The sequence below is a fragment of the Bradyrhizobium sp. genome, assembly GCF_030646015.1.
In the GTDB taxonomy this organism is placed as follows: Bacteria; Pseudomonadota; Alphaproteobacteria; order Rhizobiales; family Xanthobacteraceae; genus Bradyrhizobium.
This window is the reverse complement of record NZ_JAUSLT010000121.1, coordinates 22,337-49,093: the sequence shown is the minus strand read 5'-3', so window position 1 is coordinate 49,093 and position 26,757 is coordinate 22,337. Positions and strand designations below refer to the sequence as shown.

At 64.2% G+C, this 26,757-nt stretch carries 16 protein-coding genes and 1 pseudogene; 4 read left to right on the top strand and 13 right to left on the bottom strand.

The features are described 5' to 3' along the window. Window positions 1–49: 49 nt before the first annotated feature. Both Q7T45_RS19090 and Q7T45_RS19085 read right to left on the bottom strand, forming a co-directional pair. Window positions 50–1,360 carry an HlyD family type I secretion periplasmic adaptor subunit gene (locus Q7T45_RS19090; protein ID WP_304872677.1) on the bottom strand — a complete coding sequence of 437 codons (1,311 nt, stop codon included), beginning with the start codon at window positions 1,358–1,360 and terminating at the stop codon, window positions 50–52. Further along, complete coding sequence (locus Q7T45_RS19085; RefSeq protein ID WP_304872675.1) at window positions 1,357–3,105, bottom strand: type I secretion system permease/ATPase; 1,749 nt, start codon at window positions 3,103–3,105, stop codon at window positions 1,357–1,359. The genes Q7T45_RS19090 and Q7T45_RS19085 overlap by 4 nt, the downstream gene beginning before the upstream one ends. 276 nt (window positions 3,106–3,381) lie before the next feature. On the opposite strand from Q7T45_RS19085, the gene Q7T45_RS19080 reads away from it, so the two are divergent. Beyond that, window positions 3,382–3,798: a DUF1236 domain-containing protein gene (locus Q7T45_RS19080; RefSeq protein WP_304872674.1), complete on the top strand. Its 417-nt coding sequence runs from the start codon at window positions 3,382–3,384 to the stop codon at window positions 3,796–3,798. A gap of 120 nt (window positions 3,799–3,918) precedes the next feature. Further along, complete coding sequence (locus Q7T45_RS19075; RefSeq protein ID WP_304872672.1) at window positions 3,919–4,167, top strand: hypothetical protein; 249 nt, start codon at window positions 3,919–3,921, stop codon at window positions 4,165–4,167. 323 nt (window positions 4,168–4,490) lie between these two features. On the opposite strand, the gene Q7T45_RS19070 is transcribed toward Q7T45_RS19075, so the two are convergent. The 7 genes from Q7T45_RS19070 to Q7T45_RS19040 form a co-directional block, all read right to left on the bottom strand. Further along, a complete protein-coding gene (locus Q7T45_RS19070) occupies window positions 4,491–5,468 on the bottom strand; it encodes an ABC transporter ATP-binding protein (protein ID WP_304872671.1) in 978 nt (325 codons plus the stop codon). A gap of 3 nt (window positions 5,469–5,471) precedes the next feature. Continuing rightward, window positions 5,472–6,878, bottom strand: coding sequence for an amidase (locus tag Q7T45_RS19065; RefSeq protein ID WP_304872669.1), 1,407 nt, complete (start codon window positions 6,876–6,878; stop codon window positions 5,472–5,474). Continuing rightward, window positions 6,875–7,072 carry a hypothetical protein gene (locus Q7T45_RS19060; protein WP_304872668.1) on the bottom strand — a complete coding sequence of 66 codons (198 nt, stop codon included), beginning with the start codon at window positions 7,070–7,072 and terminating at the stop codon, window positions 6,875–6,877. Before Q7T45_RS19060 ends, Q7T45_RS19065 begins: the two co-directional genes overlap by 4 nt. Before the next feature lie 34 nt (window positions 7,073–7,106). Then, the gene (locus tag Q7T45_RS19055) at window positions 7,107–8,162 is read right to left on the bottom strand and encodes an ABC transporter ATP-binding protein (protein WP_304872666.1); all 1,056 of its coding nucleotides are present in this window, start codon (window positions 8,160–8,162) and stop codon (window positions 7,107–7,109) included. Between the two features lie 237 nt (window positions 8,163–8,399). Further along, window positions 8,400–9,287 carry an ABC transporter permease gene (locus Q7T45_RS19050; RefSeq protein ID WP_304872665.1) on the bottom strand — a complete coding sequence of 296 codons (888 nt, stop codon included), beginning with the start codon at window positions 9,285–9,287 and terminating at the stop codon, window positions 8,400–8,402. 198 nt (window positions 9,288–9,485) lie between these two features. Then, window positions 9,486–10,439 (bottom strand): ABC transporter permease, encoded by a 954-nt coding sequence (locus Q7T45_RS19045; protein WP_304872663.1) that lies wholly within the window; start codon window positions 10,437–10,439, stop codon window positions 9,486–9,488. Window positions 10,440–10,617: 178 nt separating this feature from the next. After that, window positions 10,618–12,282 carry an ABC transporter substrate-binding protein gene (locus Q7T45_RS19040; RefSeq protein ID WP_304872661.1) on the bottom strand — a complete coding sequence of 555 codons (1,665 nt, stop codon included), beginning with the start codon at window positions 12,280–12,282 and terminating at the stop codon, window positions 10,618–10,620. Between the two features lie 199 nt (window positions 12,283–12,481). On the opposite strand from Q7T45_RS19040, the gene Q7T45_RS19035 reads away from it, so the two are divergent. Then, a complete protein-coding gene (locus Q7T45_RS19035; protein ID WP_304872659.1) occupies window positions 12,482–14,089 on the top strand; it encodes an ABC transporter substrate-binding protein in 1,608 nt (535 codons plus the stop codon). A 148-nt stretch (window positions 14,090–14,237) separates the two neighbouring features. On the opposite strand, the gene Q7T45_RS19030 is transcribed toward Q7T45_RS19035, so the two are convergent. The 4 genes and pseudogenes from Q7T45_RS19030 to Q7T45_RS19015 all read right to left on the bottom strand — a co-directional run bounded on the left by Q7T45_RS19030 (window position 14,238) and on the right by Q7T45_RS19015 (window position 25,148). Further along, window positions 14,238–16,466, bottom strand: coding sequence for a CHASE2 domain-containing protein (locus Q7T45_RS19030; protein ID WP_304872658.1), 2,229 nt, complete (start codon window positions 16,464–16,466; stop codon window positions 14,238–14,240). A 218-nt stretch (window positions 16,467–16,684) separates the two neighbouring features. Next, the gene (locus Q7T45_RS19025; protein ID WP_304872656.1) at window positions 16,685–17,908 is read right to left on the bottom strand and encodes a hypothetical protein; all 1,224 of its coding nucleotides are present in this window, start codon (window positions 17,906–17,908) and stop codon (window positions 16,685–16,687) included. Window positions 17,909–18,513: 605 nt separating this feature from the next. Then, a pseudogene (locus tag Q7T45_RS19020) lies at window positions 18,514–20,709 on the bottom strand (LamG-like jellyroll fold domain-containing protein); the annotation flags it as partial. A 164-nt stretch (window positions 20,710–20,873) separates the two neighbouring features. Then, window positions 20,874–25,148: a FecR domain-containing protein gene (locus Q7T45_RS19015; RefSeq protein WP_304872655.1), complete on the bottom strand. Its 4,275-nt coding sequence runs from the start codon at window positions 25,146–25,148 to the stop codon at window positions 20,874–20,876. Window positions 25,149–25,693: 545 nt separating this feature from the next. On the opposite strand from Q7T45_RS19015, the gene Q7T45_RS19010 reads away from it, so the two are divergent. Beyond that, the gene (locus Q7T45_RS19010) at window positions 25,694–26,485 is read left to right on the top strand and encodes a transglutaminase-like cysteine peptidase (protein WP_304872721.1); all 792 of its coding nucleotides are present in this window, start codon (window positions 25,694–25,696) and stop codon (window positions 26,483–26,485) included. Window positions 26,486–26,757 lie beyond the last annotated feature (272 nt).

Sequence of the window (26,757 nt, the reverse complement as noted above, 5' to 3'; positions counted from 1 at the left end):
ATGGTGGCCACGGCGCAAGTGCGCCTTTGCCCACCCTACGGGCGCGAGATCACCGCTCCCGGAACGAACGCATCAGCTGGTCGCTCAGCGGCTTCATCAGATAGGACAGCATGGTGCGGTCGCCGGTCTGCACGAAGGCTTCGACCGGCATGCCCGGGATCAGCTTGACTTCACCGAGCCGTGCTACTTCCTGCGGCGACATCGAGACGCGGATGGTGTAGTAGCTCTGGCCGGTGCGCTGGTCGGTGGTGACGTCGGGCGAGACGCGCGACACCACGCCGTTCAGTTCCGGGGTGGTGCGCTGGTTCAGCGCCGACAGCCGCAGCACCGTCTTCTGGCCGATCTGCAGCTTGTCGATGTCCTGCGGATTGACCTTGGCCTCGACCGAGAGATCGTCGGCCTGCGGCACGATCATCATGATGGCGTCGCCGGCGGTGATGACGCCGCCCACGGTGTGGACGGTGGACTGCAGCACCATGCCGTCCTGCGGGGCGCGGATGTCGACCCGGCGCAACTGGTCTTCGGCCGTCACCTTGCGCTCGACGAATTCGCCGATCTTGTCGTTGGTCTCGCGCAGATCTTTTGAAACTTCGCTGACCAGGTCCTTGTCGACCTGGATGATCTGCAGCTCGGTTTCGGTGATCTTGCCGCGGGCCTGCGCCCTCGCGGCAATGTATTGCGCGCGTTCGCCGGACAGCCTTGCGGCGTCGCGCTCCAGCACGGTCAGGCGCGAGAGCTGAACCAGCCGCTGCTCGTAGAGCGAGCGAACCCCGACCAGTTCCTTTTCGACCAGCGCGATTTCCTTGTCCTTGGCCTGCTCCTGGGCGGAGAGGCCGGCGATCTCTTCCTTGAGCTGGGCGACGCGCTCGCGCAGCTGCGATTTTTGTCCGGCGCGCCCGGTGGTGCGCACCTCGAACAGCTTGCTCTCGCTGGCCATGACGTTCTGGACGTCGGGATCGTTGGGGCGGTCGAGCAGCATCGGCGGGAAGGTGATCCGGTCGAGGCCGCGCTGTTCGGCCTCCAGCCGCGCCGCCCGCGCCCACAGCCCGTTGAGCGCCTTGTTGACGATGGCGAGGCCGGCCTTGGTGACGGTGTCGTCGAGCCGCACCACGATGTCGCCGGCCTTCACCGCCATGCCGTCGCGGGCGCGCACCTCGCCGACCACGCCGCCGGTCGGATGCTGCACCTTCTTGACGTTGGATTCGACCACGATCTGTCCCGGCGCGATCAGCGCGCCCGAGATCTGCGCGGTCGATGCCCAGGTGCCCAATCCGCCCACCAGCAGCAGGATGACGGACAGGCCGACGATCATGTGCACCCGGATCGACGCCCTCGAACCACGCTTCGGCTTGTCCGTCATGATTTGGCAACTCCCCCTTCGGAGACGATCTTGATCGGCGACGGCGGCGCGACGCGCTGCTGCAGCACCTGGCCCAGCACGGTTTCCTTCGGCCCGAAGGCCTGCATGCGGCCGTCCTTCAGCACCAGCAGCAAATCGACCGCCTCGATACCGATCGGCCGGTGCGCGACCACCACGACGATAGCGCCGCGTTCGCGCGAGGCGCGGACCGCCCGGGTCAGGGCCTCGTCGCCCTCGGTGTCGAGATTGGAGTTCGGCTCGTCGAGCACGATCAGGAACGGATCGCCATACAGCGCCCGCGCCAGCGCCACGCGCTGCGCCTGGCCGGCCGAAAGCGCGGTGCCCTGTTCGCCGATCTGGGTGTCATAGCCCTCGCGCATCTTGATGATCATGTCGTGGACGCCGGCTTCCTTGGCGGCCTTGATGATGCCGTCGGAGGTGGCTTCGGGATCGTAGCGGCAGATGTTCTGCGCAACGGAGCCTGCGAACAGCTCGACATCCTGTGGCAGATAGCCGATGTGGCGGCCGAGCACGTCGCTCGACCACTGGTCGAGCGCGGCGCCGTCGAGCCGCACCTTGCCGCGCACCGGCTGCCAGACCCCGACCAGCGCGCGGATCAACGACGACTTGCCCGATCCGCTCGGCCCGATCACGCCGAGGCCGTTGCCGGCTTCCAGCGCGAAGGTCACGTCCTGCACGATGATCTTCTGATCGCCCGGCGGCACGATGCTGACGCCCTCGACCGACAGCCGCTTCGACGGGCTCTGCAGCAGGGTCTGCTCCGTCGGCGCCGGCAGCGTTTCCAGCAGCTTGTTGAGGCGATGCCAGCTCTGCCGCGCGGCGACAAAACCCTTCCAGTGCGCGATCGCGAGATCGACCGGCGCCAGCGCCCGCGCGCTCAGGATCGAGCCCGCGATGATGACGCCGGCGGTGGCTTCCTGGTTGATCACGAGATAGGCGCCGACCGCGAGCACCGCTGACTGCAGCACCATGCGCATCACCTTGGCGATGGCGCCGAGACCGCCGGCGACGTCGCTGGCGCGCTGGTTGCCGGCGAGATATTTTTCGTTGGCTTCGCTCCAGCGCTTCGTCAGCCGGCCGGACATGCCCATCGCGACCAGCACTTCGGCGTTGCGCCGGCTGGTGGCGGCCAGGTCGTTGCGGCGCGCCGCGAGGCCCATGGCCTCGCGCGCCGGCGCCCGCGACATGAATTCGGTGATGATGGTGAGCGTGACCAGGATGATGGCGCCGACCAGCGCGGTCAGGCCGATCATGGTGTGGAACGCGAAACAGATCGCCAGGTAGAACGGCAGCCACGGCAGGTCGAAGAACGCGCCCGGCCCCAAGCTGGAGAGGAACGAGCGGACATTGTCGAGATCGCGCAGCGGCTGCAGGCCCTCGTTGCGGCCGCCCACCATCAGCGGCAGCCGCACCACGGTATCGAACACCCGGGCATTGAGCGCTTCGTCGAGCGAGGTGCCGATCCGGACCAGCACGCGGCCGCGAATCAGATCGAGGATGCCCTGGGCGACGTATAATCCGCCGGCCAGGATCACGAGGCCGACCAGCGTCGGAATGCTGCGGCTCGGCAGCACCCGGTCGTAGACCTCCAGCATGAAGATCGAGCCGGTCAGATACAGCAGATTGATCATGCAACTCATGAGGCCGACGCCGACGAAGGCGTTGCGGCAGGCGCGCAACGCATCGCCGAGTTCGGAACGCCGGACACCGGGAGCGGCTGCCATCTATCCTGATCTCATCACGAGGGGTGCGATGGCGCAGTTCTACCGATGTTTGCGGCCAGCGTCCATGTAACTCGCGTTAACCTAAACGTTATTGGCCCGCGCGCGCGGGGCCGGCGGGCCGCGCCGGCCTATCCTCCGATCGGAGGAGGACCGGGCTGATCGGGGCGCGATTCGCCCCGCGGGAGCCGGGTTACCGCCGCTGCGGACGGCGGGCGGACGGAACATAATGGCTCCCGGCCGGTTGTCATGCACCTTCCCAATCACCTTGGAGCTATCATGATCCGCCGTTTTCTCGGAACCGCTGCGCTTGTCGCCGTTCTCGCCATTCCTTCGCTGGCCCTTGCCCAGGGCGTCCCCGGCGGCATCGAACGCGGCGCGCGCGACGGTGAACGGGCCGCAGGTCCGGTCGGCGCCGTGGTCGGCGGCGTCGTGGGCGGTGTGGTCGGTGGCGTCGCCGGCGTTCTCGGCGTCGATCAGCGTCCGCGCTTCCGCAGCTATGTGGTCGAGCAGCGCCGCCCGTCCTATCAGTATCGCGAAGACGTCCGGGTCGGCGTCGTGCTGCCGGAAGACGGCGTCACCTATTACGACGTGCCGCCGGAATATGGCGTTCGCGAGCATCGCTACACCGTGGTGAACGGCCGCACCGTTCTGGTCGAGCCGCGCACCCGCCGCATCGTCGAGATCGTCGAGTAACAGACCAACGCAACGATCACATCGAATGGGGCCGTCCTTCGGGGCGGCCCTTTTTTGGCCATGAGCCAGCCGCCGAATCCTCGCATCGGAACTTTCGGCCGCGACCGTTGTTATGCAACCATGACACAACCTGACACCTGGTACGTGGCCTTCGGGCCGGACAAGACCGTGAAGACGGACGACAGCGCCGAGGGCGCGGTGCGATCGACCCGTACGTTCCGGTCGGAAGTCGACGCCAAGCTGTTTGCCCTGCAGATTCTCGCCAAGGGCTGGTCGGCCAGCGCCGGCACGCTCAACCCGCATCAGCCCAAGCAGGTGATCGGGGCTTCCCAGATCGAGAAATGGGCCGACCCGCGCGTCAGCGCGTGAGACTTTTCGAGCGGTAGCGGCCTCACCTCTCCCCGCTCGCGGGGAGAGGTCGGAGACGGAGCGACAGCGAAGTCTCCGGGTGAGGGGGACTATCCGCGAGTCCGAGTCTGTCGAGACTCCCCTCACCCGGCGCTTCGCGCCGACCTCTCCCCGCAAGCGGGGCGAGGTAAGTAAGGCCGGCTCTCAGTGATCGTTAGCCCGTAGCCCGGATGGAGCCCTTGCGAAATCCGGGGCCGGCCTCACATCCGCACCCGGATTACGCCATCGGGCGGCGCTTCGCGCCGTCCGCTAGCTCCATCCGGGCTACGAGTTCTTGCTCGTCGCTAGGTCACCGCCGCCATCGGCTCGGCCAGAATGCATCTCGCGATCCGGTCCGGCGGTACCTGCACATTGGGCGGCAGGCGTTCGATGCAGCGCGGCTGCGCGAAGGTGCAGCGCGGTGCGAACGAGCAGTTGACCGGCGCCTTGTCGAGCGAGGGCGGCGTGCCCGGGATGGTTTCCAGCCGCTGGCCGCGCTTGGCGCCGTGGACGGTGGAAGCCAGCAAGCCGCGCGCGTAGGGATGGATCGGCGTGCGCACGATCTGGCTGAGCTTGCCCTGCTCGACGATCTGGCCCGCATACATCACCGCCACCCGGTCGCAGATCTCGATGGCGACGCCGATATCGTGGGTGACGAAAATGACGGACATGCCGAATTCGCGCTGCAGTTCGCGCAGCAGCAGCAGGATCTGGATCTGCACGGTGGCGTCCAGTGCCGTGGTCGGTTCGTCCGCGAGCAGGATCTTCGGCTTGCAGGCCAGCGCCAGCGCGATCATGGCGCGTTGCCGCATGCCGCCCGACATCTCGTGTGGATAGGCATCGAGCCGTCGTTTGGCGGAGGGAATCCGCACCACTTCCAGCATCTCCAGCGCCCGCGCGGTGGCCTCCGCCTGGCTCTTGCCCTCGTGGCGCATCACGCTTTCGGAAATCTGCTGGCCGATGGTGTAGACCGGGTCGAGCGCCAGCGCCGGCTCCTGAAAAATCATCGAGACGGTCTGGCCGCGAAACGCCGACAGTTCCTCATCATTCAGCGCCAGCACGTCGCGCCCCAGCACCTGCACGCTGCCGGAGATCTGCGTCCGCTTCTTCGGCAACAGCCGCATCAGCGCGCGCAGCGTAACGCTCTTGCCCGAGCCGGACTCGCCGAGCAGGCCAAGCACCTCGCCCTCGCCCAGCGTGAGGCTGAGGTCGTTGACGGCATGCACGGTGCGCTCGCCGCTGAAACGAATGTTGAGGTTCTTGATTTCGACGAGATTGCTCATGGCTTAATCTGGCACCTTGTCGTGGAAGTCGGTGGCGCGCTGGAACGCGGCACCGATGCGCAGGATCATGGCTTCATCGAACGAACGGCCGACCAGCTGCATGCCGACCGGCAGACCGCCCTTGGTGAAGCCAGTGGGAATCGAAAGCGAAGGCAACCCAAGATAATTGATCGGGCGGGTGAAGCGCGTCAGCCGTTGAATGACCGCCTCCGCGTCGGGGCTGTTGCCGACATCGCTCTCGGCGATAGTGGGCGCAGCCACGGGCGCCACCGGCATGATCATGGCATCGACGCCGGCGACCGCGGTATTGTGCGCCGCCAGCGCCGGGCCGCGCCAGCGCATCGCCTCGAGATAGGACACGCCGGAAAACGCCAGACCGTTCTGCAGCCGCATGAAGACCTGCGGCCCGTAATCGCCTGATCGTTCGACCATCCAGCGCTTGTGGAAAGCGGCGGCCTCGGTAGCGAGCACGAACTGGCACGCCGCCGTCAGCTGGCGCTGCTCGGGCAATTCGACCTGGACAATCGTGGCGCCTTCGCGCTTCAGCACCGCCAGGGTCTCATCGAGAATCCGCGCGACATCGGGATCGAGGTCGTCGACATAGAACGCGGTGGGTACGCCGATGGTCAGGCCTTTTATCGGCTCCCGCGTCGCGGCCATGTAATCCGGCAAGGGTCCGGTGATTGCAGTGGGGTCTTCCGGATCCGCGCCCGCCATCAGGCCGAGCAGCAAGGCGCAATCCTCCGCGGTCCGCGCCAGCGGCCCGACGGTATCGAGCGACTGCGACAGCGGCATGGCACCGGCGCGGCTGACGCGCCCGACGGTGGTCTTCAAGCCGGTGACGCCGCAAAAATGCGCCGGCAGCCGGATCGAGCCGCCGGTGTCGGAGCCCAGGGCCGCAAACGTCAATCGTGCCGCGACCGCCGAGCCCGAGCCCGACGACGAGCCGCCCGTAATATGATCGATGGCCCAGGGGTTATGCACCGGACCGTAATGCGGGTTATGGCCGGTCGGCCCGTAGGCGAACTCCACCATCTGCAGCGAGCCGAGGCGCACCGTGCCGGCGTCCTTCAGCCGCTGCAGCGCCGTCGCGGTCGTGGTGGCGACGAAATCCTTACGGATCTTCGAACCGCAGGTGACCACGTGGCCTTCGTCGTAATACATGTCCTTGTGCGCCAGCGGCACGCCGTGCAGCACGCCGGCCAACTTGCCTTTCGCCAGCGCCGCATCCGCGGCATCGGCCGCCTTCAGCGCGGCATCGGTCTCGATCGCCATGAAAGCATTGAGACGCGGTTGCCATTGCGCGACCCGGTCGAGGCAGGATTGCGTCACCTCGCGCGACGAGAACTTCTTCTGCGCAATCGCCTGCGCGACCGCGGTCAGCGACATCAGAGCGGGTTCGGTACTCATTTGGACACCTTGGCCGCCTGCACCAGCCGGAAATTTGCCGGCTCCAGATCGAACGGCAGCGTGCCGGCGACCGACGCAAAACCTTCATAGGCCGGGCCGATAGAATGGGCGATGCGTGCGGCGACCTCGGCATCGACGGGCAAACCCGTGATCTCCGTCATCGCCTTGATCTCTTTCGCTGTCGGTTTCGTCATCTGGCGTCCGCTCCCTCTCTACTACGCATAATGATCATGCGTGTGCCGGTGCGCGGCTGTGCCCGGAGCCCGGAATGGCCATGTAGCACGCCGCTTCATGGCCCATTGTATCGAGTGCCGTGAGTTTTGGTGTGGCATTTCCGCAGAGCGGCTCCGCGAACGGACAACGGGTGTGAAACCGGCAGCCGGGGGGCGGATCGATCGGATTGGGCGGATCGCCCGAGATCGGCGGCGTCTCGGTACGGTTGTCGGGATCGGACGACGGCATCGCCGCCAGCAGCGCCCGCGTGTAGGGATGCGCCGGCGCGTCCCAGACCCGGTCGACCGGGCCGAGCTCGACCACTTCGCCGAGATACATCACCAGCACGCGGTCGGAAATATAACGCACCACGTTGAGGTCGTGACTGATGAAGAGGTAAGTCAGTCCGAATTCGCGCTTGAGATCGACCAGCAGGTTGAGCACCTGCGCCTCGACCGACTTGTCCAGCGCCGAGACGGCTTCATCGAGGATCACCAGCCGCGGCGACAGCGCCAGCGCACGCGCGATATTGACCCGCTGGCGCTGGCCGCCGGAAATCTCGTGCGGATAGCGATTGGCGAAATTTTCCGGCCGCAAACCGACCTTGCCGAGCAGTTCGCGCGCCAGCGCGCGCGAGGCGTCGTCGGTCATACCGTGGACTTTTGGGCCGAACGCGATCGATTCCTCGATGGTGAGGCGCGGATTCAGCGAGGCGTAGCTGTCCTGAAACACCATCTGCATGCCGCGGCGCAGCGCGCGCAAGGACAGCGCGCGGCCGACCTGCATGCCGTCATAGATGATATCGCCGGCATCGCGCTTCATCAGGTGCATCAACAGCCGCGCGGTGGTCGACTTGCCGCAGCCGGATTCGCCGACGATCCCGACGGTTTCGCCCTTGGCGATCGAGAACGAGACGTCATCGACCGCGCGCACAGTCTTGCGCTTGGCGAACAAATCGCCGCGCACCGGAAAATGCTTTGTCAATCCGTTGACCTGCAGCAGCGGCTGCGCCGCGCCGCCGATATCCTCGACCTTCTCCAGCGTTTCGACGGGTGCCTCGATGGTGCTCATCTTACCTCTCCCTTTGGGAGAGGTCGGCGCGTTTCTTCTCCCCTCCCCCCGCGAAGCGGCGGGGAGGGGTCGGGGGTGGGGGGTCTATCGGCTAGGACCGATGCTTCCGTAAATGCCGCACTACCCCCCACCCCCGACCCCTCCCCGCCACGCGCAAGAGCGCGTGGAGGGAGGGGAGTGAAGAGCATCCCCTGCCGCGGCGTCTCACGATCAAGCATTTCTGGGGTCATCATGACGTCAGTTCCGGATGTCCATGGCACTGCGCATGCCGTCGCTGAGCAGGTTGAAGCAGATCGATACCGCGAAGATCATGGCGCCCGGCAGGGCCGCCACCCAGGGATTGATGTAGATCGCGGTGCGCAGCGTGTTCAGCATCAGGCCCCATTCCGGCTCCGGCGGTTTGGTGCCGAGGCCGAGGAACGACAGGCCGGCGGCCAGGATCATCGATACCGAGATCAGGCCGGTGGCATAGACGAAGATCGGTCCGAGCACGTTACCCAGCATGTGCACCCGCATGATGGTGAAGGCGCCGGCGCCGGAGGCGCGGGCCGCCTCGACGAAATCCATGTTGCGCACGCCGGTGGTGACGCTCTCGGCCACGCGCGTGATCTGTGGGACGAACACGATGGTCAGCGAGACGATCGAGTTGATGATGCCGGCGCCCAGCGCGCCCGAGATCGCGATCGCCAGCAGCACCGAGGGAAAGGCGTAGAACACGTCGATGGTGCGCATGATCGCGGTATTGAGCTTGCCGCCGACATAGCCGGCGACGAGGCCGAGCGAGGTTCCGATGATGAAGGCGAGGATGACCGGCAGAATGCCGACCAGCAGCGACAGCCTGCCGCCATAGATCAGCCGCGCCAGCATGTCGCGGCCGAGTTCGTCGGTGCCGAGCGGATAGTTCGGCGTGCCGATATGGCGGAGCCGGCGAATCATCGAGCCCTGATAGGGATCGGCGAGCCCCAGCCACGGCGCGAATATGGCGGAGAGGAAAATCAGCGCGAGAATGAAGGCGCAGACCATGCTGACCTTGTCGCGCGCGATGCGGCGGCCGACCGTCGCCCAGTAGCCCCGCGCCTTGGTGGCGGGTGCGGCCTGCAGGGCGGTATCTGTCATCGCGCTCATTCCCCCTCTCCCCGCTTGCGGGGTCGAGACGAGCGAAGCTCGCTCTTGGAGGGTCGGGGTGAGGGGGACTCTCCGTGCACTCGGACTCGCGGATAGTCCCCCTCACCCGGATCGCATCTGACGATGCGATCCGACCTCTCCCCGCAAGCGGGGAGAGGTGAAATCATGTCGCTGCCGATTCGACTCAACGCCATGGCGTCAACTCCGCTTGATGCGCGGGTCGATCGCCGCCTGCGTGATATCGACCATCAAATTGAGGAACACGAAGAATAGCGCCAGCACCAGAATAGTGCCCTGCAGCAGCGGCAGGTCGCGCTGGAAAATCGCGGAATTCAGCAGCAGCCCCGAGCCCGGCCAGGAGAACACGGTTTCGATCAGGATCGAGCCGCCGAGCATGTAGCCGAGTTGCAGGCCCATCACCGCCATCGCGGTCGGTGCTGCGTTCTTGATGACGTGGCGAAACACATGAATCTCGCGCAGCCCTTTCGCGCGCAACGCCTCGACGAAGTCCTGCGAAAGGATGTCGCCGGTCAGCGCGCGCACGGTGCGGGTGACGATGCCCATCGGAATCACCGACGTGGTGATCGCGGGCAGGATCAGATAGCGGATGTGCTCCCAGTCCCAGCCCCAGGCGCCGGAGCCGCCGGGGCCGGCGCCGACCGCGGGCAGCCAGTTGAGCTGCACCGAGAAGATGATGACCAACACCATGCCGAGCCAGTAATGCGGCACCGAGACGCCGGCGATCGCGATCGAGGTCGCGACCTTGTCAATCCAGGTGTCGCGGAAATAGCCGGCGAGCAGCCCGAAGAACAATCCGAGCGTGAAGCCGATCAGCGCGGCCGCGATCGCCAGCGTCACGGTGTTGCTGACGGCGCGCAGCACTTCCGACAGCACCGGGCGGCCGGTGGCGATGGAATTGCCGAGATCGCCATGGACCGCCTTCCACAGCCAGATTCCGAACTGCACCGGCAGCGGCCGGTCGAAGCCGTAGGCGATGCGCAGTTGCGCCGCCAGTTCCTGCGAGGCATCGGCCGGCAGAACCGCCACCAGGGGATCGCCGGGCGTGATGTGCACCAGCAGGAAGCACACCAGCGCCACGCTGATGACGATCGGGATCACATAGACGATGCGGCGGGCGATATAGACGAGCACTGGTCACCTTTTTCTTCCCTTCTCCCCTTGTGGGAGAAGGTGGCGCGGACGCAGTCCGCGCCGGATGAGGGGTCTGCATCCGCGGAGACAGACCCCTCACCCGTCTCGAATGCGCTGAAGCGCATTCGATCCACCCTCTCCCGCAGGGGGAGAGGGTAGAAAGCGCAAAGTCCGCCGATCACGGCGTCATGGAGATCGGCGAGAAGTCCACGAACCAGCTCTTCGGCTGCACGAAGCCCTTGACCTTGGGGCTCATGGCGCGCGGAGAGACGTCGTGGGCGACATAGAGGAACGCCGCGTCGTCGACCGAGGCCGCATGCAGTTCGGCCAGCGCCGCATCGCGCGCCGCCGGTTCGAAGGTCTGGCGCGCCCTGGTCACCAGTTCGTCGAACTTGGGATTATTGATGAAACCCCAATTGTTCGAGACCGGCGGCGCCATCGACGATTGCAGGAAGCGCACCAGGGCAAAGAACGGGTCCATCGCCGCATAGGTGACGTTGGTGGCATTGGCACCATTGGCGGTGGGGTCCTTGGCGCCGCGGCGCCAGTTGGTGAACAGCGTATTCCACTCGATCACGTCGAGCTGCACGTCGAAATAGCATTCGCCCAGAGCCTGCTGCAGATACTCGTTCATCGGCAATGGCTGCATCTGGCCCGAACCCGACGCCGAGGTCTGGGTCTTCACCGTCAGCTTCTTGGTCGGGCCGAAGCCGGCTTCCTGCATCAGCTTCTGCGCCGCGGCCTTGTCATACTTGATCTGGAAAGTCGGCTTGCCGCGCCAGGGATGACCGGGCTCGAAAGTGCCGGTCGCCGGCACCATCAGGCCGGCCAGCAGGCCGTCCCTCAGCCCTTCGCGATCGATGCACAGATTGGCCGCCTTGCGAACGCGGATGTCGTTCCAGGGCGAACCCTCGACGCGCGAGAACTGCCACGGCCAGACATGCGGCGACTCATTTGACTGCAGCTGGAATCCGCGCGCCTTGATTTCCTTCACCGCATCCGGCGCCGGGGCTTCGATCCAGTCGACCTGGCCGGAGAGCAGCGCCGCGGTGCGGGCATTGGCCTCGGGCATCGGCAACAGCAGCATCTTGTCGACCTTGGGGACGCGCGCCTTGTCCCAATAGGCCTCGTTCTTCACCAGTTCGAGCCGCTCGCGCGGCGTGAACTTCGACATCTTCCATGGCCCGGTGCCGGAAGCGTCGCGGGCGAAGCCGGCCCAGGCGGCCTGCGACTTGGCCTTGGCGTCAGCGCCTTCCGCCGTCTCGAACAGCTTCTGCCATTTTGCCGGGCTCGCCATGAACAGGTTGGTCAGGTTGATCGGCAGGAAGCTGTCCGGCTCCTTGGTGGTCAATTCCACCGTGAGATCGTCGATCTTGCGCGCGGAAGCCAGCGTCGGCATCCGCGACGCGGTGACGCCGACCTGGCTCGGATCGAAATGCGGCGCATCCTGCTTCAGCACCTTTTCCACGTTCCAGACCACGGCGTCGGCATTGAACGGCGAGCCGTCGTGAAATTTGACGCCGGGGCGAAGCTTGAACGTCCACTTCTTCTTGTCGGCCTCGTCGACCTTCCATTCGGTCGCGAGCCCGGGAATCACGACGCTCGGCTTGTCGGCAGAGGAGAGGTCCCACAGCGTCAGGGCGTCATACATGGTGAGGCCGGTGAAGCGGTTGCCCTCGAAACCCTGGTCGGGTTGGCCCAGCGTGCGCGGAATATCGGCGGCGGTCATGCCGATGCGCAGGGTGGTTTGGGCGACGGCTGCCTGCGGCAGTGCGGCGACCAGGCCAACCCCAAGCACGGCGAATGTGGCGGCCCGATATTTCCAAGATTTTGCAGCACGCATCCCAGCAACTCCTTCTCGTTTTTGATGACTATTTCTTATGCAATCTCATGCAACGCGCATGCCAAGGGAAGCAATTATTCTCCGAAAGGCTATTTGACGCACAATTCGTTGTGACCGCGGGCCGGCGCAGGGAATGAATGCCTATTCTGGCATCAAGTTTGCAATGCACAATCCGTTTCCCCCTCACGGAGCCTGGTACATGCGCACCCGAAACTCGATGCTTCTTGCTGCCGCGGCACTTGCCGTCAGCGCCGGCCTGTTCGCCGTACCGGCGCAAGCCGAGACAGTGGTGCGGTACGGAATCTCGATGGCGGACATTCCGCTGACCACCGGACAGCCCGATCGCGGAGCAGGTGCCTATCAATTCAGCGCCTATACGATCTACGACCCGCTGGTCGCCTGGGAAATGGACGTGTCGGAGCGGCCCGGCAAGCTGGTGCCTGGGCTGGCCACCGAATGGAAGGTCGATGAAGCCGACAAGAAGAAGTGGCGGTTCACGCTGCGGCAGGGCGTCAAGTTCCATGACGGCAGCGATTTCAACGCCGATGCGGTGATCTGGAATCTGGACAAGGTGCTCAACGACAAGGCGCCGCAATTCGACAAGCGGCAGAGCGCGCAGGTCAAGACCCGGCTGCCCTCGGTGGCGAGCTACGCCAAGGTCGACGGTTCCACCATCGAAATCACCACCAAGGCCGTCGACTCCTTCTTCCCCTATCAGATGCTCTGGTTCCTGGTCTCCAGTCCGGCGCAATACGAGAAGCTCGGCAAGGACTGGGACAAGTTCGCTGCCTCACCTTCAGGCACCGGACCGTTCAAACTGACTAAATTGGTGCCGCGCGAACTCGCGGAACTTTCGAAGAATGCGGACTACTGGAACAAGAAGCGTCTTCCCAAGGCCGACAAGATCATCCTGATCCCGATGCCGGAAGCGCTGACGCGCACCAACGCGCTGCTGGCCGGACAGGTGGACCTGATCGAGACGCCGGCGCCGGACGCGGTGCCGCAGCTGAAATCGGCAGGAATGCGCATCGTCGACAACATCACCCCGCATGTATGGAATTACCATCTCAGCGTGCTGCCGGGCTCGCCCTGGACCGACATCCGCCTGCGCAAGGCGCTCAACCTCGCGATCGACCGCGAGGCGGTGGTCGGCCTGATGAACGGCCTCGCCAAACCCGCCAAGGGCCAGGTCGATCCGTCGAGCCCGTGGTTCGGCAAGCCTTCCTTTGATCTCAAATACGATCTGGCGGCGGCGAAGAAGCTGGTGCAGGAAGCCGGCTACTCCAAAGAGAAGCCGCTGAAGACCACCTTCGTCATCGCGCAAGGCGGCACCGGGCAGATGCTGTCGCTGCCGATGAACGAATTCCTGCAGCAGAGCTTCAAGGAGATCGGCATCGAGGTCGACTTCAAGGTGGTCGAGCTCGAGAATCTATATACGGCCTGGCGCAAGGGCGCGGCGGACGAAATGAACGCCGGCATCACCTCCAACAACATCGCCTATGTGACCTCGGACCCGCTCTACGCCATCGTGCGGTTCTTCCATTCCGGCCAGATCGCGCCGGTCGGCGTCAACTGGGGCGGCTACAAGAATCCGAAGGTCGACGCGCTGATCGACGAGGCCAAGCAGAACTTCGATGTCGCCAAACAGGATGAATTGCTGGCGCAGGCCCATGCGATGATCGTCGACGACGCCACCCTGGTGTGGGTGGTGCATGACACCAACCCGCATGCGCTGTCGCCCAAGGTGAAGAAATTCGTGCAGGCGCAGCACTGGTTTCAGGATCTGACCACGATCGGGCTGGAGTAGAGGAAAGCCGTAGGGTGGGCAAAGGCGCACTCTTCGCGCCGTGCCCACCATTCGCGATGCTTCGTCAAGATGGTGGGCACGCATCCGCCTTCGCTCTTTGAGCTCTGGCGGACGCTTTGCCCACCCTACGATCGCTTGCGCCGCGGCCCTACTTCGTCAGCAACGCGAATGCGCCGTTCCAGTTTTCCGGCGGCGGGTTTTCCTGATAGAGGCGGATTCGGGCCTCGTACAAATTGTACAGATATTCCAGCGCGTGTCCGTCGTCGGACTTGCGGCCGCGCGCGATCGCCGCCAGCGCGCCGTCCCAGTCGCGGTTGCGATAGCATGCCAGCATCTCGATGGTCAGGTTGCGCAAACGCTGAAAGCTTTCGGACTGCGCGGTGTCCTCGCGGCCGGCGATGGCGTAGATCACCTCGGGCTCCTTCTTGCCCTTGACCATGATGAAGTCGAGTTCGAGAATCGCGAACTTGTCCTTGACCGCCATCGCGGTCTTCGAGCCGATGATGATCGGGAATCCGTACTCCTTGGACTGCCCCTCCAGCCTTGAGGCCAGATTGACGCTGTCGCCCAGCACCGAATAGTCGAAGCGCAAATTGGACCCCATATTGCCGACGACACAGACACCGGTATTGAGGCCGACGCCGACATTGATCGGGATATAGACGTGGCCGCCGTCCTGCGCCTCGATCTCGCGCTCCTGATTGAGTTGGTCGATCCGCTCCAGCATGTCGAGCGCGGCTTCGCAGGCATTGATCTCGTGCTGATTGTCGTCGAGCGGCGCGTTCCAGAACGCCATGATGGCGTCGCCCATGTATTTGTCGATGGTGCCCTTGCGATCGAGAATGGCGTTGGTCAGCGGCGTCAGGAACCGGTTCATCAGCGCCGTCAGGCCCTGCGGATCGTGCTTGTAGGATTCCGAGATGGTGGTGAAGCCGCGGACGTCGGAAAACATGATCGTCATCTCGCGCTCCTCGCCGCCGAGCTGGAGCTTTTCCGGCGACTGCGCCAGCTGCTCGATCAGCGCCGGCGACAGATACTGGCCGAAGGCCGAGCGAATCTGCCGCCGCTGCTTCTGCTCCCGCACGAAGCTCGAGAACACCAGGGTCAGGTAAATCGACATGGTCGACGCCAGCGGGTAGGTGAAATCGATCAGCAGCCGGTGCTGGGTGTAGAAATACCAGGAGGTGCCGATCAGCGCCGAGGCAAACAGGACGCCGACCGCAACCAGGGTGACCGGTCCGAACATCGGCGCAAATGCGATCACCAGAAGCCCGAGGATGAGTGCAAAGAAGAATTCCGCTGATATAGCCCAATTGGGCTGCGACAACACGGTTCGGGTCAGCACGCTTTCGAGCACCTGGGCGTGAATTTCGACACCGGGCATGACAGGATCGACCGGCGTCGTCTTGGTGTCGAGAAGACCGACCGCCGAGGTGCCGATCAGTATCAGCTTCTGCGCAATCTTCTCGGGCGGGACACGGCCTTCAAGTACGTCGATCGCCGAGACGTAGATCGATGGATCGCGGCGAGCGAAATGCACCCAGACCTGGCCGTTGCGATCGGTCGGGACCTCGAAGCCCGAGACGGCGACGCTTTGCATGCCGGCCTTGTCGGCCTTGGTCAGGATCGTGCCGGAGCCGGATGCGACCCGCAGCATTTCAAAACTCAGCGACGGCATGGTCGCGCCCTGCGCCAGCATGATCATCGGCACCCGCCGCACGATGCCGTCCCGCTCGTTCTTGATCGTGAACAGGCCACGCCCCGCAGCCGCCTGCTCCAGCACCGGGACGTTGCGCAGCAGGCCTGGAAAATCGTACAGGAACGGCTGCGGCTCCTCGCCGCGCATCGCCAGCCCCGTCACCGGCAACGATTTGTCGAGCTCGCCGAGCACATAGGGAAAGCCGGACTGGCCCAGCACCACGCGCGAGCGCTTGAGCGAATCGGCAAGGATCCGATCGTTGCTCGGCAGCGCGCGCAGCTTGGCCCTGACATCCTCGTCGAGATTGGGGATGGTGTCGGCCGCGACCGCCGGATTGAGCCGGTCGGGCTCCGCGAACACGATATCGAAGGCGATCACGACGGCGCCGAGCGCGGTGAGCTTGTCGATCAGATCCGCGACCTGGGTCCGCGGCCACGGCCACTGGCCGAGCTTTGCCAGGCTCTTTTCGTCGATGTCGATGATGGTGACCGGCTTGGCCGTCTTGACCCGGGGCTCGATGACCTGGAAGCCGTCGAAGGTCCTGACCCTGAGCTCCTCGATCGCAAAGGGGTCGGCGACGCGCAGCGCCGCCAGCCCGAGCAGGATCGCGAGGCAGACCAGCCTGGCAATCCCGAACCTGCGCTTGAACCAGCGCCGCACTACCCTCAGCCGCTTCATTCCGATTGGGTATCACATCAGGGGATTGCGGCACCAGATGCCGGTGGGGACAATACTATAACCCGCGCATAAATCGGTTGTATGCTGGGTGGTCCGATCCAGGGGTTCTGCGGGAATTGCCGATGTTCAACCGTGTGAGCGGCTCGGAGCATCAGGATCTCGCCGCGGTGCTGGCCGAGGTCGGGCGGATGGACATTCCGCGGCTGGCGTAGCCGGTGCTAGTCGAAACCGCCGCCGCTGGGATGCAGAATAAAATCGTTCATGTGCAGGCTGCTGCGGCTGACATTCGAAAGCAGGATCGAGTCGTCACCCAGTGTGATGAGCGTGTCCGCACCTTGCTGCACGACCTGGCCTGAGGAAGTGAGCCAGGCGTCGAACGAAACCTGATTGCCTGCATCGAACGGAAGGTCATTCACCAGATCGATCCTGTCCTGGCCCGGCCTGAAATCGGTGACGGTGTCTACGCCGCTATCGGCCGTGAACACGAACTGGTCGGCGCCGGCGCCTCCCGTGAGCGTGTCGCTGTAGCCGGTCGCGAAGATCACGTCCTTGAGGGCAGTGCCCTGCAGCGTGATTGGGCCCTCGCCGGTCTGGTTGAAGACGAAATTCACGGTATCGCTGCCGCCGAGGTTGTCGGCGATGGTCATCGTGACCATGTCGGTCGGCGGGACATTCTCGTCGGGCGTATAAATCCATCCTTCCGTCAGCATCTGGTTGATGGATCCGAGAGGCCCCGCCCCCCACAACGTGCCGTCGGTGCCATCGTCGAAATTATTGATCTCTGATGGCGGGCCAACGGGAGCCAACGTGCCGTGAGCGGCCACGACAGTGACGGTAAACCCATTGGCCTGGTCGTCCGCGATCGAAAGCTGGCTTACGATCGTGCCGCCGAAGTCGTCTCCGCCGGTCTGAAGATCGCTGGTCAGGATGACCGGCGCGCGGTCGACGGTCACACCCTGTTCCACATACAGCGTCCCCAAGAGAAGCCCCTGGTCCCTGTATTCGTACATGTCGAACGAGACCCCCGCCGTCGCGGAATCGCCGGGAGGAGAATAGAAGGCGCCCGTTTGCGCCAGAGTCCAATGACCGTCGCGATGCCCGTAATACTCGCCGGCCAGCACCACGGTGTCGCTGCCGTTGCCGAGAATTCGTCCCACATGGCCCGCATTGACCTGATACAGGTCCTCGGGCTGGACGACGATGGTGTTGGCATCGGTCTTGTTGAGATCGATGATTTCGATGTTGGTCAGATTCTGACCCTCGGGCCCGGCAGCCAGATTGAAGGCGCCGGACAGTCTGATGGTGTCGACCCCGTCACCGCCGTCGATATTCCACGCGGCGTTGTCACTGATGGTAATGACGTCGTTGCCCTTGCCGGCGTCGATGGTATCGGCGCCGCCCCCGGCATCGATGTAGTCGGCCAGATCGCCGCCCCGCAGCACATCGGCACCGGCGCTGCGTGGCTGTCATAACCATATTCGGCGAGGATGGCGTCGAACGCCTCCGGGGTGTTACTCTGCACGGCGGCGTCGATATCCGTGGCCGGAATATTGAAACGCGTCGCCTCGAAAAGCGGTCCAAATGCATCAGAGACGTGAACGCCACTGATGAGGCCGCCGGTCAGCGTGACCTCTTCCTCGATCGAACCGGTCCATTGCAGGCCCTTGGCATCGATCACGATCGTCCTGCCGCCGATCTCGACCGTGAGATGGTTTGCGTCGATGGATGTGAGGTCGCCGTCGTGCAGATCGCTCCACAGCGTCGTGGTGTCGTAACCGTCCGCCGTGCGCACCCTGAGATCGACGTACGACGGCTCGAACGTCACCGTCACTGTAGCGGGAGCGGAGACCGCGCCGTGGCTGTCGGTGATGGTGTAGGTGAATACATCCGTCAGCGCCGGCAGTTGACCTGGCTGCAGGTCGTAGATCGGAATGCCGGGAATCGACTCGCCGTTGGCGTCCTGGCCGATCGCGTAGATGTAGTTGCCGGCATAGACGTGGAAGTCGACGAATCCCCCGAACGTCACCGATACCTGTTCGGTGGCGTAGAACCGCATCGTTCCGTACTGCCCCTGAATGGTGTAGGTGCCGTCGCCCGGCGTCGCCTGGTTCTCGCCGTACGCAGCACCGGAGATCGCGAAGGAGTCCTCGTCGGGGTCGCTGTCGTTGGTGATCAGCGTGCTGGCGATGGCGATGTAATCGGGGCGGACAATGACATTGTCGTTGCCCGCGACGGGCGCGTTGTTGGAGGACGCCGCGGCGAGATCCACCGTCGCATTGAAATAGTCGGTGTTGTGGCCGCCATTGGCGGTGCCGTCGCCGTCGTTGAGCGTGAACGTCACCGTCCGGGTACCGGGAACCGCGTCCTGCTTGCCGTTCGCGAACTGGATCGCCTGCGCCAGCCGGGCAACGGCATCATCGGTAGCGTTGCCGTTCAGCGCGATCGTCAGGCTGTTGATATTGTCGGTGAGCGTGCCGATTTCGACAAAGTTGGCCCCATTGGCCGCACCGTCGGAATCGAAACTCACGATATGGCCGGAAGCATCGTAGTGGATGTATCCGCTCTCCGCGATCGACAGCGTATCGCCCTGGTGACCTCCGGCCGTCACTGTCGCGGTCAGCGACCCGCCGACGTAGTCGGCGCTGTCGATATCGCTCGCCGAGACCCCGGTTGCGATCGCGACCGCGGCACCGGCCACAGACGCCGTACCGACACTGCCGCCCGTGAAATCCGGCGCGTCGTTGACCGGCGCGACGTTGAAATCGAAATGCTCCGTCGCCGACTGCGCGCCGCCCGGTCCGTTATGGCCCTGGTCGTTGACGGTGACCGTGAGTTGGCTGGGCCCGCTGTAATTCGACTCCGGAATGTAGACCACGCCATTGGCCAGCGCGGCATTGATGGCCGATTGCGAGCCGGTCAGCGAAACCGTGCCGTCGCTGCCGTCGAGATCGCCGGTCAATCCGGGCATATCAGCGTCGTCGAAGGCGAGCGTGCCGTGCTGCACGCTCAGCGTCACCGATATCGGGGCGCTGGCGGCATCGGGGTCGGATACCGACAGCGAGGTCAACCTCAGCGGGGTGTCCTCGTTGATCGTCACCCCGTCGGCGAGCCAGTTGTCGCCGCTGTTGGCGGTCCAGCCCGGATCTCCGAGCAGCGTCAGGCCTCCCTCGCCGTTCGTCAGGTCGGCCGCGGTCGTACCGCTACCGTCATTGAGCGGGAAATAGGCGACGAGGCCGCTTTCGTTGCCCGTCAACGACGTGAACTGCGCCGCCTGAACCTGCTGCTGGGTAAGCGCGGTGTTCCACACGCTGACATCGGCGATGGAGCCGTGGAAACCCTCGGTCTGGAATTCGACGCCGTCAACCGTGACGCCCCCGATCATGGTGAAATCCGGGTAGTCGTATGAACCCGGAATGCCGTTCACGCCCTGCTCGAGGGTGAATTCAGCCACGCCATCGACGTAGAGCGTGAAGGTGCCGTTGACGTGCGACAGCGCAACGTTGTGCCATTCTCCGGCGGCCAGCGTGACATCGGTATCGAAGCCGCCGATGCCGCCGGCATAAATATGCAGCGCAAGACCGCCCTCGGTCATCATGCCATTGACACCGAAACCGGCGTCCGACGTGCTGCCGTTGTAGAACAGCAGCTGGGCGTCCTCGGCGTTGCCCTGGCCGTCCCAGTTCACCCAGCCCGCGAGCGTGACGCCATCCTCCGCGCCATTGCCGACATGGGTGGTGGTGGCCGGGCCGATGGCGGCCGAGTCGCCACCGAAGTGCAGATAGGTCGGCGCGAAGCTGATCGCGGGCGCATCGTTCGGCGGGGCAAAGATGAAATCGCTCTCGACCAGGCTCGCCGCCGAGACGCCCTGAAGCGTCAGCGAGTTGCCGGAGCTGAAGGTGATGACGGTGTGCGGACCATCCTGGATCGGATGCAGATCGGCCAGCGAATAGACGCCCGGCACACCGGTGAGATCAATCCGATCGCCCTCGCCGCGGTTGAAGTCGATGACGGTGTCGTTGCCGTATCCGGTCGCATAGACGAAGGTGTCCGCGCCTGTGTCGCCGATCAGGGAGTCGGTTCCGGAGCGGCCATCGAGAAGATCGTTGCCGCCGCCACCAAATAGAATGTTGTCATTGCCATCGCCGCGAATGCTATCGCCGAAATTCGATCCGCCGATTTCATCGACGCCGCTGAAAGTGTCATGGCCGACCGAGGCATCGCCATCAGCAGTTCCCAGCGCCATGTCGATGGTCACGCTCGACGTGGCGCTGTAATAGCCGAGATCGGTATGGCCGTTACCGACGATCTGATCGTCGCCGCCGAGGCCCTGGAAGCCGTTGTAGCCGACGAAATTCAGCGCGTTGTAGACGTCGTCAAACCCGGTACCGATCACGAACTCGACCGAGATCAACGTGTCGTGACCGACGGCGGCGTCGCCGTCGACGGTGCCGGCGAACATGTTGACGGTAATGCCCGTCGTTGCGTTCGGATCGTTGTAGATCGCCAGATCGGCCCCGCCGCGGCCGTCGATGGTGTCGTCGCCGCCGCGTCCTTCGAATTGCTCGAGCGGTCCCAGCAGTTATCTCTGCCGCGCAGGGTGTCAGCAAAATCGCTGCCGACGACGCCGTTGACGCCGCTGAAATCATCATGCCCCACCGAAGCGTTGCCGTCGGCCGTGCCGTCGTCGATGTCAACCGTGACGCCCGCCGTCGCATTGAAATAAATGACGCGGGTGTTGCCGTTACCGGTGATGGTGTCGTCGCCGCCCATTCCTTCGAACTGATTGAAGGTGCCTGAATTGCCGACGTTGAACTCCGCAGCATTGAGGTAGCCGGCGGCGCCGAAATTGGTCGCATCAAAGCTGTCGGCGAAATTGGTGCCCTGAACGCCTTCGATACCACGCAGCGTATCGGTGCCGGTCGAGGCATCGCCGGTCACGGTGCCGGCGGCGAGGTTGACGCTGATTCCACCCGTGGTGTGGGTCATGTTATTGTATTGCGCGATGTCGTATCCACCGCGGCCATCGATGAAATCGTCGCCAGCGAGACCCATGAATTGCTCGTCGTTGGCGCTTCCCAACAGGCTGTCGCCGAACATCGAACCCATCACGGCGTTGACGCCGCCATAGATGACGTCGATCCCGACCGACGCGAGGTCGAGGTTTGTCAGATTGAGCGCGTCGGCCCGGTCGAGCGCCACGCCGGTGCCGCCGGCGGCGGTATAGGCGAGGTCCACGAGCACGGCGGCCGTCGATTGCGAGAACTGAATCCGCGTGTTGCCGTTGCCGGTGATGCTGTCGTTGCCGCCCTGGCCATCGAAATTGTTGAAGGCGCCCAATGAGCCGGCATTGGTGCTGCCGGCGTTGAAGCCCACGGCATTGTAGATATCGGCGAAGTGGGTGCCGCGCACGCCTTCGACGCCGCGCAGCGTGTCGGTGCCGACCGAGGCGTCGCCGGTCACGGTGCCGGAGGCGAGGTTGACCGTGATGCCCGAATGGGTGGCGGGGTCGCTGTTGTAAGCGGCGAAATCATAGCCGCCGCGGCCCTCGATCGTATCGTTGCCCCCGCGGCCATCGAATTGCTCGAAGCTGCCGTTCTCATTGTCGCTGCCGCGCAGCGTATCGCCGTAGCCGGATCCGATGACGCTACTGACGTTGGTAAAATGATCCGTTCCGACCGAGGCATTGCCGGTCGCCGTGCCCGCGGCAAGGTCGACGACCACGGCGGCACTGGCGCTGGCATAGGAAATCCGCGTCAGCGCCTGGCCCTGCACATTGACGTTGCCGGTGATGATGTCGTCGCCGGCCATGCCTTCGAAGGAGTTGAAGCCTGTGGGCACGCCGGGCAGGCCGGAAGAGCCGGTGAAGCCCGCGGCCGAATAATGATCGGCGAAATTGCTGCCCTGGATCGCCTCGATCCCGATCAGCGTGTCGGCGCCGATACCCTGGCCGGTCACGGTTCCCGCGGCGAGATCGACGGTGATGCCGCCGGTCGCATCGGTGTAGACGGCGCGGTCGAACCCGGCGAGACCGTTGAGGGTGTCGTCGCCACCAAAACCCTGCAGGATGTCGTTGTCGGCGGTGCCGGTCAGCGTGTTGTCGTTGTTGTCGCCGGCGATGGTGCCGGGGTTGGCCACCGCAAAGGTCACCGGCAGATCCGCATCGTAGACCACCACCCGGACCGGAATCTGCGTCGTGCCGCTGTCGTTGGTCAGCAGGATGACGAAATCCTGCGTCACTTTCTGGCCGGGCAGCAGTGCGGCGAAATCGGACTTCGGCTCGCTGAAGCTCCAGACGATGTCGCCCTGGGCATTGAACGATGCGGTGAACCTGCCGTTCGGATTCGCCACGCTGAGCGTGGCGCCGTTGTGATCGCCGGTCAGGTCGATGACGCCGCTTGCGGTGAGGATGGCCGGCGAGTTCGCGCGTTCCTGGATGATCGCACTGCGGCCCGAGGTCGGATCGGCGAGAAAAATATCGCCGGTGCCGGGCGCGGCGCTGCTGGCGAACGCAATGTACAGGCCGCCGGCGCTGATGGTCGCGCCGAGATTGGCGTTGCCGTCGGGCTGGTTGCCGTTGGCGAGGTTCGAAACCCGGCGGTAGATGGGGTTATTGGGATCGCTGACGTCAACGACATAGGTATCGGTGACGGCATTGCCGTCGCCCGCCAGCTCGGCGTCGCTGGCGAAGATGATGAAATTGCCGTCCGGGCTGATCACCGGATGGTAGCTGGCGCCCGACGCATTGGCGGTGTGGAACACGACCTGCCCGAGGGAGAGATCATAGAGATAGATTTCCGAATGGCCACCCGGCGCGTCGCTTTGATAGACGACATAGCGGCCGTCGGCGCTGAACGAAGCCGCGGCGTTGCCGGCGTCGGTGGCGGTGCTGGCGATCTCGGTGGCGGTGCCGGTCGTGAGATCATAGACGAACAGATGGCCAGAGCCGCCCGGCGTTGCCGCATCGGTCTGCCAGAACGCGATCAGATGGCCGTCGGCGCTGATCGCCGGCAGCCACACCGACCCGGTCTCGCCGATCGCGGCCGCCGTGATGGTGGCGGTCACGTGGCCCTGGGGATCGTAGATTCCGATGCCGTTGCCGCCGTGCTCGATGGCGATCCTGCTGCCGTCGCCTGACACCGTGGGCGCGCCGCCGGCGGCGAGCTGGGTCGTTTGCTGATAGTGCGCGGAGTCGGTGGGATCGTTGTTGTAGATGTAGACGTAAGATTGGGTGCCGTTAGTGCCCTGGAACACGACGTAGCGGCCGTCGGCGCTGATGGTCTGGCCGCTGTAGCTGAAGCCGTTGCCCGCCTCGGCGACCGTGATCGTGGTGTGGGTCTGGTGATTGTAGAGGAAGATCGAGCCATCGGGGTCGTAGACGATGTACTGCCCGTCGGCGCTCATGACCGGGCCGAAATGGTCGCCGCCCGGCCCCGAGATCTGGTTGACGGTCGGCGGCGTCACCACGAAGGGCAGCGGCGCATTGGGAATAATATTGGGAATAATATTGAGCGTGACGACAATGGGGCTCGGCTGAACCGGGGTGGTTCCCGGCGTCCCCGGAACAGGCGGTGGGTTGAGCACGACCGTAGCAGGCGGCAGTCCATCGCCTGTATGGCCAGGCGTGCTGCCGGCAGGAATGTAGACGGGCGCAAGCGGGTTAGCCGGGGTGCTGCCGGCGGCGGCATACTGCCGCGGATTGGCGGTATTGTTTTCGGTGTGCTGCGGAAGGTTCGGATCGATCGCTTTCTGGATCTCGTAGAGGGTCAGCGCTTCCCGGAAAATACTGAATTCCTGCTGGATCTGCGCGACCGTCTTGTTGCTCTCCTGGGCGATCACCTCGAAGTTGGCGATCGGCGTCAGCGTCAGCGTCGAGCCGTTGCTGGTGACCGTTCCGATCAGGACTCCCCGGCTGTTGTAGACCTGAACGGCATGGGTCAGACCGTCGCGCTGGTCGATCACCGAGATCGAGACCTTGCCGTCGACCGCGGAGATATCGAGAATCACCGCGGTGCCGCGAATGCCCATGGTGGCGACAGGTGTGCCGACCTTCATGTCACCGGTCTTGGCGACCTGCCCGGCGACGAAGCTGGCCGCGCCCTGCACCAGGGTGAACAGCGACGAGTTCGAGGTGCTGCTGGCGTCGTAGGTCAGGTCGTTCAGCATCAGGCGCGCGTTGGCGCTGAGGTTGAAGGTGGTGCCGTCGATCATGACGAGGCCGACGCTGGAGCCGCTGCCGGTCTGCACGACGTCGTTCTGCAGGACGGTGTCGCCATTGTTGAGCGTGACGGTGACGCCGTTGCGCACGACGCTGGCGCTGCCGGTCATCTTGACGACATGGCCGACCACCTTGGCGGCGGCCGCAGCAGCAGTGCCCGCGGCCTGGGCATACTGAACGTGCCCGGTCATGGCCTCGATCACGCTGGCATCGAGCGGCGCGCCCTCGGGCGAAACCAGCGTGGGACGCTTGTCGCCGTGAAAATAGTTCGGCACCACCACGCGATGCAGCTGATCCGAAACGATCAGGTCGGCGCCCGACCGCGAATAATCGCCGGAGAACAACAGATGTGCATCGGGAATGGTGACGCTATCGCCGCCGCCCTGGTGTTCCAGCGCGTCGATCTTGAAGCCGGCACTGGAAAAATTATCTGGCGTGCCCGACCCAAATTTACCGGCGTAATTCAATGCGCCACCGTAAATGGTTAATATTTAACGAATACTGCCTATGGAACCGTGCTTACCACTGCGCGGAACGATGCGAAACCATCTCCAGCTTGCACAAATCACATTCCGGAGGGCCGCCATTCCGAGTCCTTTCGTCCGGGACATCGAAGATTCGAAGTATTGGTCGAAAGTTTCGCAAGTTCATCGGGTCCAAAGCGCCTATCAACAGCACCTTTTGCGTAGATCACCGTATAGAATAAAACCCGATACTTGGCTCGACCTTACCCTGCATTTCCCTGCAGAACACTGCGCCAGTTTCCCGGCAAACATTGTGATCCAGCTAACAGTAGCGTGAGATTTCCCGCGAATTAGCCCGACCCGCCACGGCCGATCCATAAAATTTTACGTAAACTGACGAGACCGGTTTCAGCCTGTTTCGCGCTTTTCGGCCGCCCGGGACCGGTTTTAAGTCAACTAAAAGCTCCCCCGCCCATCCTCACCCGCGAAACGATCCGGTCACGAGCGGGCTAACGAGCCCTCGCCGATGCCCGGACATGGGGCGTCAGATGGGGATATCGGGTCATTCGCGCGCGTTGCGCGCCGCCATACTTGCCATGCTTGCCTTGGCCCTGGCCTGGTTCGGGCCAGCGACGGAGCTGTCGGCGGAAACGCTGAAAGCGTCGGCGACACCGGATCCGGTCGAACGGTCCGCCGAGCCATTCGGGTTGTTTGCATTGCATCTCACCGGCGGCGGACTGCTGGCGAAGTGGCAGGGCGTCCAGCGCCGCCTCGACGATGAGATGGTGCAGCTGGCGCTGTGCGAAGGCGATCCCGATCGCTGCGCCTCGCCGGCAGCACTGCAATTTCTCGCCATCGTCGACATCGGCAAGACTCGCGGCGGCCGCGCCCGGCTCGGCGAGATCAACCGCGCCATCAACCTCGCGATCCGGCCGATGGGCGACCTCGAACAATATGGGCAGATCGACGTGTGGAGCTCGCCGCTGGCGACGCTGACCCGTGGCGCCGGAGATTGCGAAGACTATGCCATCGCCAAATTCATTGCGTTGCAGCGGGCCGGCGTTTCATCCGACGATTTGCGCATCGTGATCATGCGCGACACCATCCGCGGCGAGGATCACGCGGTGGCCGCGGCAAGGCTGGACGGACAATGGCTGACGCTGGACAATCGCCGCATGGCGATGGTCGAGGACGCCCGGGTCAGAAACTACCGGCCGACCTTTGTGCTCGATCGCGACGGCGTCAGACGCTACGAGGAGGCGCCAATGCCGGTGCTCGGGGATCGCAACCTGGTGTCGCAAGCGGTCCGCGATGCCGGGTTTGAAACGTCGCCGATGTAACCGGCCGCAAGCCGCTCCGTTTCATCCAGGCAATTTGCACATCACGGCAATCGCACGTTGGTGCATTTGAATCATCGCCCGATATTGCAGTGCGTCCGAAATGCGCGTGGCATTTCGTTTGGCGGAAATTGTGGCGAGACTAATTTTCTCTTTTTGCGGCTTCCGCTCTACCTTCGATTGACGGCGTGCTCGGTGCGGACTTACCATCGCAACAGATCCGCTAGAGATCGTTGGGAGGTGAATATGACAGCTTTACCGCGCGTCGTTCTTAC